This is a genomic window from Pseudonocardia sp. TMWB2A (assembly GCF_017312135.1).
In genome coordinates this window covers 1,200,352-1,213,274 of the sequence record NZ_QKQY01000002.1, presented here as the reverse complement: position 1 = coordinate 1,213,274, position 12,923 = coordinate 1,200,352, and the positions used below count along the sequence as shown (strand labels likewise).

Sequence of the window (12,923 nt, the reverse complement as noted above, 5' to 3'; positions counted from 1 at the left end):
GGACACGACCGTACCGGGCGGGGTCGGCGCGACCGGGGGACGGGAGGGTGGGAGCAGCCACAGCGTCCTCACAGCGGAGCCGGGGCACCATCGGTGGCAGTACCGCACCACGTTCGGAAGGAACCGCCCTCCATGCTCATCGACACCCGGCGCGCGCTCCCCGGCTCCATCTTCGAGGCCGAGGTCTGCGTGATCGGCAGCGGTCCGGCCGGGGCCGCGGCCGCGACCGAGCTGGCCGACCGCGGCCTGCGCGTCGTCGTCCTGGAGGGGGGCGGCCCGGGCCTGAGCCGCACCGCCCGCGACACGTACCGGGGCATCACCGGGCGGGGCAAGCACGACCCGGTCGACGCCGTCCGGCAGAAGCGCCTCGGCGGCACCTCGCTGGTCTGGGGCGGCCGCTGCGCCCCGCTCGACGACGTCGACTTCTCCGACCGCGAGTGGATGCCCGGTGCCGCGTGGCCGATCCCGCACGAGGAGCTGCGCGCCTGGTACCCGGCCGCCCAGCGGCACCTCGACGCCGGTGCCTGCGAGTACTCGGCCGACGGATCGGGCTTCCCGGCGCCCCCGCCCGGGATCCGCAGCGACACCCTGCGCTGGGACGACCTGTGGCGCTGGAGCCCGCCGACGTCGTTCGCGCCGACCGTGGAGAACATGGCGAAGGCCGGCCGGATCCGGCTGTTCCTGCACGCCACCGTCGCCCGCCTGGAGCGCGACCCGGTGTCGGGCAACGCGACCGAGGCCGTCGTCGTCCCGCGGCCGGGGTGTGACATCCGGATCCGGGCGCGGCACTTCGTCGTCGCGGCGGGGGGTCTGGAGTCGGTCCGGATCCTGCTGGCCTCCGACGGCTACGGCGGCACCGGGACCGGAGCCGGGATCGGTGACGAGTACGGCCAGGTCGGGCGGCACTACATGACCCACCCGGTGGGCGAGGTCGGGCGGCTGCGGCTGACCACGGCCGGGCGCACGCTGGGCCTGGGCTACCTGCCCACCGACGACGGCGTCTACGCCCGCCGGATGCTCTCGCTGTCCCCGCAGGTCCAGGCCGACCACCGGCTGGGCAACCTGAAGGCGGCGCTGTGGTTCGCCGACCCCAAGGACGCCGAGCACGGCGACGCGCTGCTGTCGACGTTCGCGCTGACTTACTGGGGTCTGGGCAAGCTCCGTGCCGGGTTCAAGGCCGCCGGGACGCACGCCCAGTACAGCCACACCACCGACATCGGCCACCACATGCGCAACGTGGCCGCGGACCCGCTGCGGGTGGCGCGCTTCGCCCGCGGATGGGCGCGGCCGCGGATCACCGGGGAGCGGCGGGTGCCGTCGTTCATGCCGCTGGACTCCGCGCACTGCCGGCTGCGGTTCGACGCCGAGCAGACCCCCGACCCGGCGAACCGGGTCACGCTCGACCGCGAGCGCGACGCGCTGGGCCAGCACCGGCTGCGGGTCGACTACCGGGTCTCCGCGGGTGACCGGGAGGCGATCGCGACGTCGCTGTCGCTGATCGGCAAGGAGCTGGAGCGGACCGGGCTCGCCCACGTCGACCTGTCCGACGTGGAGCGCGTGCACGACATGGACATGACCGACGGCACCCACCAGATGGGGCTGCTGCGCATGTCGGACTCGCCGCGCACCGGCGTCGTGGACCCGGAGTGCCGGGTGCACGGCACGCCGAACGTGCACGTCGCCTCCAGCGCGGTGTTCCCGTCGGCCGGGGCGGTCGGGCCGACGCTGGCGCTGGTCGCGCTGGCCTGCCGGACCGCGGAGCTGATCGCGGCCGACGTCCGGGGCTGAGCCCGCGCGGTCAGCCGCGCAGCAGCGTGACGCCGGTCCCGGCGTCGTCGAGCGCCGCCCACATCTCCTCGAGGGGCAGCGGGCGGTGCCGGGTCCGGGTGATCACCGCGTGCGACGGCGTCGGGACGAACGGGAACACCGCCGCCAGCCCGGCGACGGTCTCGCACAGCCGCTGGGCAGCCGCGGCCAGGGACCGGACGTCGGTGCCGGGCAGCAGGAGGAGGAACTCCTCGCGCCCGACGCGCACCGGCCGCCCGGCGGACCCGACCTGCCCGGTGAGCAGCCGGGCGATCCCGCGGAGCACCGCGGTCTCGGCGCGGAACCCGTGCCGCCGGGTCATCGACCCCAGCCCGTGCACCCGCAGCAGCACCAGGCCCAGCGGCAGGGTGCCCGGCGCCGACCCGTCGAGCCAGCGGTCCAGGAACGCCCGGGTCGGCAGCCCGCTGCGCGGGTCGCGCTCGGCGCCGGGTTCGAGCTCGTCGAGCCGGGTCTGCGCGGCGTCGGCGCGGCGGCGTTCCAGCGACAGCTCACGGGCGAGGGTGTCCGCGGCGGCGTCGTAGCGGTGGTCGGTGGCCGTGCCGGGGATGGGGACGACCCGGGAGAGCACCTCGTCGAGCCCGCCGGTGTGCCGCGAGCCCAGCCGCGCGCCGAGCTGGTGGCGCAGCCGCAGCAGCTCGGAGTGGGCGTCGGCGTGCCGGAACGACCAGCGGGCGGAGAACAGCCTGCCCCGCTCCAGCGAGCGCGCCGACCCGTCGACGGCCTCCAGGTCGTGGGCGACGACGGTCGCCCCGGACCGCGGCGTCAGGACGGTGACGCTCCACTCGCGGGCCGCGTCCTCACCGTCGGTGAGACGGACGTGCCCGAGGCCGTCGGGGAGCCCGTCGGGGGTCGCACCGACGGTGGCGACGACGGCGCCGTCCCCGCAGGCCGCGGCGAGCCGGTCCCAGGCGCCGAGCACCGGCCCGAGGTACTCCGACCGCTGGAAGAGCCCGACGACGGCCATCGGCCGGTCCCGGGACGGGGCGAGCGCGAACTCCTCGGTCGCCCGGGCGAGCGCGTCGAGCAGCGGCTTGGTGACGGTCCGTGAGGGACGGTCCGCGGCGTCGAGCACGGCCGGGGAATCCGGTCCGAGTCCGCGCACACACGCCTCACTCTCTTGCAGTAACGCTTGCCTCTAAGGTATACGCTGGGTACTGATTACTGGAGCGTAGGTGTGGTGTGAGTCGCAGGTCGTCCCCGGAGTAGCGCAGCGGCGAGTACGGCGCCGGTCACGAGGAGTGCCGCCCCGATCGTCATGGCGATGGTGAACCCCGGCCCGAACGACGCCGGGTCGGCCGGGGCGTCCCCGCGGATCCCCGCGATGGCGGGCACGGCCGCCACCGCGAGCAGGCCCGCGGCCCGCGCGATCGCGTTGTTGACCCCCGACGCGACGCCCGCGTGCCGGTCCGCCGCCGCGTCGAGCACCGCCGTCGTCAGCGGCGCGACGGCCGCGGACAGCCCCAGCCCGACCAGCGCCGTCGCCGGGAGCACGTCGGTGAGCCAGGCCGCGCCCGGCCCGATCCGCGACGCCAGCAGCATCCCGGCCGCGGCCAGCAGCAGTCCGCCGGTGACCAGCGGCGCCGGGCCCGTGCGCGTCGCGAGCCGTCCGGCGCGGGCCGACAGCAGCAGCATGAGCACGGTGACCGGCAGCGTCGCGGTCCCCGCGAGCAACGGGGAGAACCCGGCCACGATCTGCAGCTGCACGGCGAGCAGCACGAACAGCAGCCCCAGCGCCGCGTAGACGGCGACGGTCACGACGTTCGCGCCGGTGAACCGGCGCCCGTCCCCGGCGTCGCCGGTGCCGGTGAACAGCTCCGGCGGTACCAGCGGGGACCGGCTGCGCCGTTCGACCAGCGCGAACGCCACCAGTGCCGCCACCCCGGCGAGGCCCGCGCCCCACACCTGCAGCCCGGGCGACGCACCGGCGCCGGCCGCCGTCCCGGCCCAGGTCAGCAACGCCAGCCCGGCGACGGCGAGCACGCTGCCCGGGACGTCGAGCCGGTGCGCGGCGTCGGGGTCACGCGACTCGGGTACGTGCCGCACCGCCACCGCGACGACGACCGCCGCGAGCGGCAGGTTGATCAGGAACACCGCCCGCCACGACCACTCCACGAGCGTCCCGCCGACGAACGGGCCCAGTGCCCCCGCGACCCCGCCGAGCCCGGACCAGGCCCCGATCGCCGCCGCCCGGTCCGCCCCGTGGAACGACGCCGAGATCAGCGCCAGGCTGCCCGGGGTCAGCAGCGCCCCGCCCACCCCCTGCAGGGCCCGGGCCGCGGCGAGCACCTCGACGCTCGGCGCCAGCCCGCACAGCAGCGAGGCCAGCGCGAACCACACCGCCCCGGTCACGAAGATCCGCCGCCTGCCGAACCGGTCGCCCAGCGAGCCGCCGAGCAGGATCAGCCCGGCCAGGGTCAGGGTGTAGCCGTTGACCGTCCACTGGAGACCGGCGAATCCGGCGCCGAGATCCTCGGCGATGCGGGGCAGGGCGATCGTGACGACGGTGTTGTCGAGCATCGCCATGCCCGAGCCGAGCACGCAGGCCGTGATGACCCAGCGGCCGGCCGCGGTGCCGGTGCGCAGTCCGGTGTCCATGGTCGGCGAACACCGGGACGTCCCGGTCTCTTCCGCCGCCGGGCCCCGGGGTCAGCCGGTGACCACCCCCGCCCGCCGCCCGGCCTCGGTGAGCCGCTCGGCCAGCAGCGCCGCGGCCGCCTCGTCCACCCGCCCCACCGACAGCCGCAGCATCTGCCGGTCGTCGGGCAGGAACGCGGTGCCCGGGATGGTCAGGGTGTCGTGGTCGAGCAGTAGTGTCCGGACGACGTCGAGGGTCGGGCGCTCCGGGAACGGGTGGCGCACCCAGGCGAAGAACCCGCCGAGCGCGGCGATCTCGAACCCACCCGGCCGGTCGGCGAGTGCGGCACCGACCCACTCCCGTCGCCGGGCGATCTCCGCGACCCGGTCGGCCCGCCACGCCCCGGCGCGGGTGAGCCCGGCCAGCGCGGCCTCCTGCCCGGTCCGCGGCGCGCAGATGGCGATGCAGTCGAGCAGCTTGAGCACCTGGCGTCGCAGCTCGGGGCCCGCGATCACCGATCCGACCCGGTACGCCGGGATGGCCAGGTCCTTGGAGTAGGAGTGCAGGCTGACCACGGTCGAGCGCCACGACGGGTCGGCGAACAGCGGGTGCGCGGGCGCGTGCGCGTGCGCGTCGGGCCGGAACGAGCGGTAGGTCTCGTCGAGGACCAGCGCGAGGTCGTGGCGGCGGGCCAGCTCGGCGAACGCGACGATCTCCTCCGGCGGCACCGTCACCCCGCTCGGGTTGCCGGGGGTGACCAGCACGATCGCGCGGGTGCGGGGCGTGATCAGCGCCGCCGCGTCGGCGGCCCGGGGGACCAGGTCCGCGTCGGGCTCCAGGTACACCGGGGTGACGCCGCGCATCCGCAGCCACATGTCGTGGTTGAAGTAGTAGGGCAGCGGCGAGATCACCTCGTCGCCCGGGCCGGCGAGGGCGTCGGCGACCACGGCGAACGCCTGGTTGCAGCCCGCCGTCACGACGACGTCGTCCGGGGAGATCCCGCCGGCGTAGTCGCGGGTCAGCTCGTCGGCGACCGCGCGGCGCAGCGGGGCGATGCCGGGCACCGGCGCGTAGCCGGACAGCCCCGGGTCCCGGGCGACCTCCACCACCCGCTCGACGACCTCCGGTGCCGGCGGGTACGGCGGCGCGGCCTGCGACAGGTCCAGCAACGGGTGCGTCGCGTTCCGCGCCGGGTCCCGCTCGCCGGCCAGCGTGAGGGCCGCGCCGATGGGGGAGTCGCTGCCGGCCGCCGTCGTGGGGTCGAGTCGCACCGTCGGATGCCGCCTTCCGGGTCGTCCTGCGTCGGTCCTGCGGGTCCGATCGTCGCCGACGCGGCCCGGGGCGGTCCAGCGACCCTCGGGATACGGTCGCCGCACGAGGCGTTGCGAGGTGGCACGGTGGTCGAGGTCCGGACGGCGCCCGGCGCGGGGTTCCGCCGCCGGGTCCTGCTCGTCCTGTGCCTGACCGAGATCACCAGCTGGGGCGTCCTCTACTACGCGTTCCCGGTGCTCGCGCCGTCGGTCTCCGCCGACACCGGCTGGTCGGTGAGCGCGGTGACCGGCGCGTTCTCCGCGGGCCTCGGGGTGTCCGCGCTGGCCGGGATCGTCGTCGGACGGCTGCTGGACCGGTGGGGCCCGCGCTGGGTGATGACGGCCGGGTCGCTGCTGGGGGTGCCCGCCGTCGTCGGGATCGCCGTCGCACCGTCGTGGCCGTGGTTCCTCGCCGCGTGGCTGGTCGCGGGGCTCGCGCAGTCGGCGACGCTGTACCCGCCCGCGTTCGCGGCGCTGACCCGCTGGTGGGGGAGCGACCGGGTGCGCGCGCTGACCGGGCTCACCCTGGCCGGCGGCCTGGCCAGCACGGTGTTCGCGCCGCTGTCGGCGGCGCTGCTCGGCGGGTTCGGCTGGCGCGGCACCTACCTGGTGCTCGCCGTCGTCCTGCTGGTCGTGACGGTTCCCGCGCACCTGCTCGGGCTGCGCGGCCCGTGGCCGGAGGCCCCCGCCCCGCCCGAGCACGCCGACCCGGGCGCGATCGCGCGGAGCCGCCCGTTCCTGCTGACCGTGGCCGCGGTGTTCCTCGGCACGTTCTGCGGGTTCGCGGTCGCGGTGAACCAGGTGCCGCTGCTCATCGAGCGGGGGCTCGACGTACAGACGGCGGCCTGGGCGCTCGGGCTCGGCGGGGTCGGGCAGGTCGCCGGGCGGGCCCTCTACACCCGCGCCGTGGGACGGCTGGCCCCACCGGCACGGGCGGTGCTCGTCCTGGCGGCGCTGGCCGCGTCGACCGCGCTGCTGGGACTGCTGCCCGGCCCGGCGTGGCTGCTGGTCGGCGCGGCGGTGCTGACCGGCGCGGCCCGCGGGATCACGACCCTGCTGCAGGCCACAGCGGTGTCGGACCGGTGGCCGTCGCGGTTCTACGGGCGGCTCGGCGGGCTGCTGTCGGCGCCCGCGACGGTGGCGGTCGCGGTCTCGCCGTGGGCCGGTGCGGCGCTGGCCGGGCCGCTCGGGGGCTACCCGCAGCTGTTCGCGGTGCTCGCCGGGGCCGCGGCGGTGGGGGCGGTGCTGGCCGTCGGCACCCGGGTCCGTGATCCGCGCTGACCCGGCTCTACCGGGGCCCCGTGCCGTCCACGACGGGGCGCCGCACGTGCGTGCGCGCGTGCGCGACCGCCTCGTCGAGGTCGGTGTGCAGGTGCGACGGGTGCCGCAGCCCGGTGAGCGCCCCCACCCCACTCAGCACGTCGCGGTGCTCCCCGCGGACCCCCTTGACGATCACGGTGAGGCCGCCCGCCTCGAGCGTGTCGATGAGCTCGCCGAGCGCACGGGCGCCGGTCGCGTCGAGGATGCCGAGCCCGGACAGCCGCAGGACGACCACCTGCGCCCCGGTCCCGGCGGTCCCCTCCAGCACCGTGGTCAGGATCCGGTCGGCGGCGCCGAAGAACAGCGCGCCCTGCAGCCGGAACAGCGCGATGTGCTCGTCACCGGGCTCGGCGGGGCCGGGCAGCGGCTCGCGGCGCACCCCGGCGTCGCGGGACAGGTGCCGCAGCGCGAAGAACGCGGCGATCCCGATCCCGATCTCGATCGCCACGATGAGGTCGACGGCGACGGTGAGCACCGCGGTGACGGCGAAGGTGAACGCCGCGGCCCGGCCCCCGCCGACGACGGCCCGGACCGTCGCGACCGGGATCATCCGCACGCTGGTCACGAGCAGCACCCCGGCCAGCGCGGCGAGCGGGATCCGGGAGACCGGCCCGGTGGCGAGGTACAGGACGGCCAGCACGACGAGCGCGTGCACGACGGCCGAGAGCCGGGTCCGGGCGCCCGCGCGCACGTTCACCGCGGTCCGGGCGATGGCGCCGGTGGCGGGCATCCCGCCGAACAGCCCGCTCGCGACCGAGGCCAGCCCCTGGCCGACGAGCTCGCGGTCCGCGCGGTACCCGGTCCGGGTCATCGACGCCGCGACCCGGGCCGAGAGCAGCGACTCGACCGCGGCCAGCGCGGCCACGGCGAGTGCGGCACCGGCGAGCTCACGCAGCGTGGCGACGTCGAACCCGGGGACGACCGGCAACGGCAGCGAGTCCGGCAGCGCACCGATCCGCGGCACCGGCGCGTGGGTCAGCTCGGCGACCACGGTGACGACCACGACCGCGACCAACGAGGACGGGATGCCCGGGTGCAGCCGCGACAGGACCGGCACGAGCACCGCCACCACGGCGACCGCGCCGAGCGTCCAGACCGTGGTCGGCGACGCGGACCCGGCCGCCGCGACGACGGCCCGGACCGCGGTGACGACCGTGTCGTGCCCGGCCTCGGCGTGCACGCCCAGGGCGGCCGGGACCTGCTGGAGCGCGATGATGCAGGCAATGCCCAGGGTGAAGCCCTCCACCACCGGCCACGGCAGGTAGCCGACGACCCGGCCGAGCCGCGCGACGCCCGCGACCAGGACGATCAGCCCCGCGAGCACGCTGACGAGCGCGACCGCGCCGGCACCGTGCGCGGCGACGATCGGGGCGAGCACCACGGCCATCGCACCGGTCGGGCCGGACACCTGGACGTTCGAGCCGCCCAGGACCGCGGCGACGATCCCGGCGACGACCGCGGTGACCAGGCCCGCCGCCGGCCCGACCCCGGCGCTCGCGCCGAACGCCAGCGCGAGGGGGAGGGCGACGACGCCGACCGTGACCCCGGCGGCGAGGTCGGCGCGCAGCGTGCGGGGGTGGAGGTCGTAGTCCTCGCGACGGGGGAGCAGGTCGGCGACGTTCACCGCAGCGCCGCGGTGCCGGCCTCGGCCCCGGCCGGGGCGTCGCCCGCCTCGAGCAGGACCCGCGCGCTGGCCCCGGGCAGCGGGGGCAGTGCCCGTGCGGCGGCCAGCTGCGTCTCGTCGCGGGCCAGACCGGCCAGGAGGAACGCCCGGGCGACGACCAGCAGCTCGGCCACCAGCGGTGCCGCCAGCCGGTAGTCGACGGCGTTGCCGCTGCGGGTGGAGGTGGCGAGCCCGGCCCGGCGCAGGACGGCGAGGTGCTGGGAGAGCTGGGAGGCCTCGCACCCGGTGACGGTGAGCAGCTCGGACACCGCGACCGCGTCGCCCTCCGCGGCGGCGAGCTCCTCCAGGATCCGGATCCGGACCGGGTGGGCGAGGCACTTGAACAGCTCGGCCTTGATCCGGTACAGCGGTTCGGTCCGTCGGTCGTCGAGCGACACCGGCGCCCACCTCCTCGTTTGACGACTATCCTAAGTCGTCAAACAGAACGTGGACGGTCGGGCGCGTCACCCGGGTGTTCACGGGTGCGTGATGTGGTCCTGGAACGCAGTGCTGCCGGTGACCACGGCGACGAGCCCGCGGCGGGCGGCGATGCCGTCCTCCTCGGCCTGCCGCATCGCCCCCGGGACCTGCCGCCGGTGGTGGCGCGCCGTCGCCTCGCCCGCCGCCAGGAGCGGCAGCAACGGCGTGAACGGGGACTCCGGGATGCCGAGCGCCGCGGCGACCTCCTCGCCGTGGCAGCTGCGGGCGACGGCATGGAGCAGGTCGCGCCAGCCCGCCGCGTCCATCGGTGAGCCCGGCGCGGCGGCGAGGTCGGCGGTCGCCGCGGTGTAGAGGGCCTCGACCAGCGCCCTGCTGTTCGCGTCCGGTGCGTCGGCGGTCGAGTCGAGCAGGTCGAGCAGCGTCCGGGCCCGTTCGTGGTCCTCGATGCCGAGGAAGAGCCGCTCGTCGAGGCCCAGCAGGTGGCCCACGTACCACCAGTAGCGGTACAGCCGGGACTGCTCGTGGGCGGTGAGGTGGTGGCCGATGCCCGCCAGCAGCGTGAACGGCACGAGGGTGAAGTCCAGCCAGGTGCGGGCGACGTCGGCCTGGTTGACCGGCGCCCCCCACCGGTCGGCGTCCCACCCGTGCCGGGTGGCCGAGGCCCGTACCCGCGCGTGCAGCAGCCGGACCTGCACGGTCTGGACGTAGCCGGGGGCGCCGCGGCGCAGACCGCCGGGCAGGGTCGCCGCGGCGGCCCACATCCCGGTCTCGGCGAGCCGGCGCGGCGCGGTCGCGGTCAGCCGGCCGGTCCCCACCAGCAGCCTCGCCATCGAGGGCGAGCTGTAGGTGTGGGTCAGCGATCCGCCGGCGAAGGCCAGGTGGTTCCAGTGCGGCGGCACGGCGAGCGAGATCCGGTCGCCGGTGTCCAGCAGCTCCGGTGAGACCCAGCCGGGCACGGTCTCGACCTGGGCGAGCAGCGCGTCGACGGCCGGTGGGACGTCCGGCACGTCGGCCCGCCCCGCGACGAGACCGCGCTGCAGCGCCTCGCGGGCGGGGGCGCCGAGCTCGTCGAACTCGGCGACGACGGCGTCGGCGAGCGGGTCGCCCGTCTGCAGCATCCGCAGCAGCAGGTCGACGTCGTCGCCGTGGCGGGTGCGGGCGGCGGCGAGGCCGACGGCCCGCCCGGGTACCGGAGGAGCTCCGTTCGATGTGGTCATGACGTCGTTCCTAGTTGCGCCGCCCGGCGACAACCACGGCGTGCCGATCCCCCCTTACGGAGGGCGACGGGCCCGGAACGCACGAAACCGGCCACGGAGGACCGTGACCGGTTTCGGAGGATGTGTGTCCGAGGGGGGACTTGAACCCCCACCCCCTTATACGGGGACTAGCACCTCAAGCTAGCGCGTCTGCCATTCCGCCACTCGGACGTCGCGATCTCTCGATCGCGTCGTGGGGGAAGCATAGCCGAGGCCCGCGGCCGGGTTGCGGCGGGGTCGGCACGCGCCGCCGGTGGTAGAACGACGCCCATGACCGCTTCAGCGAACGACGACCCGAGCAGCGCCGAGGACGAGGTCGTGCAGCTGTGTTCGGAGCTGATCCGGATCGACACGACCAACACCGCCGACCCGGAGACCCTCGTCGGTGAGGCCGAGGCGGCCGACTACGTGGCGGACAAGCTGCGCGAGGTCGGCTACGACGTCGAGCTCGTCGAGTCCGGCATGCCCGGGCGGATGAACGTGATCGCCCGGCTCGAGGGCGCGGACCGCTCCCGCGGCGCGCTGCTGATGCACGGCCACCTCGACGTCGTCCCCGCGGACGCGAGCGAGTGGTCGGTGCACCCGTTCTCCGGGGCCGTGCAGGACGGCTACGTCTGGGGCCGCGGCGCCGTCGACATGAAGGACATGGACGCGATGATGCTGGCGGTCGCCCGCCGCTTCAAGCGTGAGGGCGTCGTCCCGCCGCGGGACATCGTGTGGGCCTTCGTCGCCGACGAGGAGGCCGGCGGCAAGTGGGGCGCGCAGTGGCTCGTCGAGCACCGGCCGGACCTGTTCGAGGGCTGCACCGAGGCCGTCGGCGAGGTCGGTGGCTTCTCGCTGACCCTCGGTGAGGACCAGCGGGCGTACCTGATCGAGGCGGCGGAGAAGGGCATCGCCTGGATGCGGCTGCGGGCCAAGGGCAAGCCCGGCCACGGCTCGTTCCTGCACGACGACAACGCCGTCACCATCCTGGCCGAGGCCGTCGCCCGGCTCGGGAACCACACGTTCCCGCTCACGATCACCGACACGGTGCAGGCGTTCCTGGACCGGATGACCGAGCTGACCGGCGTCGAGTACCCGGAGGACGACCTCGAGGGCGCCCTGGCCAAGCTCGGCCCGATCTCGCGGATCATCGGCGCGACCGTCCGGGACACTGCGAACCCGACGATGCTCAGCGCCGGGTACAAGGCCAACGTCATCCCGTCGACGGCCGAGGCGGTCGTCGACTGCCGGGTGCTGCCGGGCCGCGAGGAGGCGTTCCTGCGCGAGGTCGACGAGCTGCTGGGCCCGGACGTCGAGCGGGAGTGGGTCACCGACCTGCCCGCCGTCGAGACGCCGTTCGAGGGTGCGCTGACCGACGCGATGCAGGCCGCGCTGCGCACCGAGGACCCGACCGCCGAGATCGTCCCCTACATGCTGTCCGGGGGGACCGACGCGAAGGCGTTCTCGACGCTGGGCATGAAGTGCTACGGCTTCGCGCCGCTGCGGCTGCCCCCGGAGCTGGACTTCGCGTCGCTGTTCCACGGCATCGACGAGCGGGTGCCGGTGGACGCGCTGAGGTTCGGCACCCGGGTGCTCGACCGCTTCCTGCGCACAGCGTGAGCAGGAACATCGGGCAGGGCCTGCGAACAGCGTGAGTAGGAACATCGGGCGGGGCCTGCGGACGGCCTGAGCCGCTGCCCGGCGCCGGGACGGATGACGGCACCGGTCGCCGGGTGGCAGGGTGACCTCCATGGATCTCTCCGGGAAGGTCGCCCTGGTCACCGGGGGCGCGTCGGGCATCGGCGCGGCCGCGGTCGACCGGCTGGTGGCGGCGGGTGCGCAGGTCGTGGTCGTCGACCGGGACGCCGACGGCGCCGCGGCCGTCGCGGAGAAGGCCGGTGGGCTCGCCCACGCGGCCGACGTCACCGACCCCGCGGCGATGGCCGCCGCGGTGGCCGCGGCCGAGGAGCGCTTCGGGCGGCTCGACATCGTGCTGCTCAACGCCGGCATCACGGCGGGCCAGTCCGGCGTCGAGGACCTCGACCTGGACGGCTACCGGCGCATCCTCGGGGTGAACCTCGACCACGTGGTGTTCGGGCTCAACGCCGCCGTTCCGGCGCTGCGCCGCGCCGGGGGCGGGCACGTGGTGGCGACCGCGTCGCTGGCCGGGCTGATCGGCCTGCCCGGCGACGCGCTCTACACCGCGACCAAGCACGCCGTCGTCGGCTACGTCCGGGCCGCGGGCCCGGCGCTGGCGGGGGAGGGCATCCGGGTCACCGCGGTGTGCCCCGGGTTCGCCGACACCCCGCTGATCGGCAACGTCCGCGCCCAGTTCGGTGACTTCCCGCTGCTGGGGGCCGACGACGTCGCCGCGGCCGTCGAGCAGATCCTGGAGCGGGGCGAGCCGGGGGAGTGCTGGTACGTGCAGCCCGGCCGCGAGCCCGCGCCCTACGGGTTCCGGGGGGTGCCCAGCCCGCGGGGGGCGGGCACGCCACCGGAGGTCGGCTGGCAGGACGCCTGAGACGGGCGGGCCTTGACCTGAACCGCGG

General features: G+C 75.9%; 10 protein-coding genes and 1 tRNA gene. 4 read left to right on the top strand and 7 right to left on the bottom strand.

Annotated features, from left to right (window positions below):
* Positions 1-132 precede the first annotated feature (132 nt).
* Entirely contained in the window at positions 133-1,788 is a 1,656-nt protein-coding gene (locus DMP17_RS20090) for an FAD-dependent oxidoreductase (protein WP_226355590.1), read from the top strand.
* 10 nt (positions 1,789-1,798) lie between these two features.
* Here the strand turns inward: DMP17_RS20090 and DMP17_RS20085 are convergent, their stop codons facing one another.
* The 3 genes from DMP17_RS20085 to DMP17_RS20075 are packed head-to-tail and all read right to left on the bottom strand — an operon-like array spanning position 1,799 to position 5,673.
* A complete protein-coding gene (locus DMP17_RS20085) occupies positions 1,799-2,929 on the bottom strand; it encodes a GGDEF domain-containing protein (protein ID WP_226355591.1) in 1,131 nt (376 codons plus the stop codon).
* Between the two features lie 56 nt (positions 2,930-2,985).
* Positions 2,986-4,422 carry an MFS transporter gene (locus DMP17_RS20080; protein ID WP_226366800.1) on the bottom strand — a complete coding sequence of 479 codons (1,437 nt, stop codon included), beginning with the start codon at positions 4,420-4,422 and terminating at the stop codon, positions 2,986-2,988.
* Positions 4,423-4,473: 51 nt separating this feature from the next.
* Positions 4,474-5,673 carry an aminotransferase gene (locus DMP17_RS20075; protein ID WP_337830295.1) on the bottom strand — a complete coding sequence of 400 codons (1,200 nt, stop codon included), beginning with the start codon at positions 5,671-5,673 and terminating at the stop codon, positions 4,474-4,476.
* 126 nt (positions 5,674-5,799) lie between these two features.
* On the opposite strand from DMP17_RS20075, the gene DMP17_RS20070 reads away from it, so the two are divergent.
* Positions 5,800-6,993 (top strand): MFS transporter, encoded by a 1,194-nt coding sequence (locus DMP17_RS20070; protein WP_226355594.1) that lies wholly within the window; start codon positions 5,800-5,802, stop codon positions 6,991-6,993.
* A gap of 7 nt (positions 6,994-7,000) precedes the next feature.
* Here the strand turns inward: DMP17_RS20070 and DMP17_RS20065 are convergent, their stop codons facing one another.
* The 4 genes from DMP17_RS20065 to DMP17_RS20050 all read right to left on the bottom strand — a co-directional run bounded on the left by DMP17_RS20065 (position 7,001) and on the right by DMP17_RS20050 (position 10,563).
* On the bottom strand, positions 7,001-8,656 hold the full coding sequence (locus DMP17_RS20065) for a SulP family inorganic anion transporter (protein WP_337830294.1): 1,656 nt from the start codon (positions 8,654-8,656) through the stop codon (positions 7,001-7,003).
* Positions 8,653-9,093 carry an ArsR/SmtB family transcription factor gene (locus DMP17_RS20060; RefSeq protein WP_226366797.1) on the bottom strand — a complete coding sequence of 147 codons (441 nt, stop codon included), beginning with the start codon at positions 9,091-9,093 and terminating at the stop codon, positions 8,653-8,655. The genes DMP17_RS20065 and DMP17_RS20060 overlap by 4 nt, the downstream gene beginning before the upstream one ends.
* A gap of 78 nt (positions 9,094-9,171) precedes the next feature.
* The gene (locus tag DMP17_RS20055; RefSeq protein WP_337830293.1) at positions 9,172-10,353 is read right to left on the bottom strand and encodes an oxygenase MpaB family protein; all 1,182 of its coding nucleotides are present in this window, start codon (positions 10,351-10,353) and stop codon (positions 9,172-9,174) included.
* Between the two features lie 125 nt (positions 10,354-10,478).
* Positions 10,479-10,563 (bottom strand) — tRNA-Leu (locus DMP17_RS20050).
* A gap of 99 nt (positions 10,564-10,662) precedes the next feature.
* Here DMP17_RS20050 and DMP17_RS20045 point away from each other — a divergent pair.
* Positions 10,663-11,994 carry a M20/M25/M40 family metallo-hydrolase gene (locus DMP17_RS20045; protein ID WP_337830292.1) on the top strand — a complete coding sequence of 444 codons (1,332 nt, stop codon included), beginning with the start codon at positions 10,663-10,665 and terminating at the stop codon, positions 11,992-11,994.
* Positions 11,995-12,124: 130 nt separating this feature from the next.
* Positions 12,125-12,895 (top strand): SDR family oxidoreductase, encoded by a 771-nt coding sequence (locus DMP17_RS20040; RefSeq protein WP_226355599.1) that lies wholly within the window; start codon positions 12,125-12,127, stop codon positions 12,893-12,895.
* Positions 12,896-12,923 lie beyond the last annotated feature (28 nt).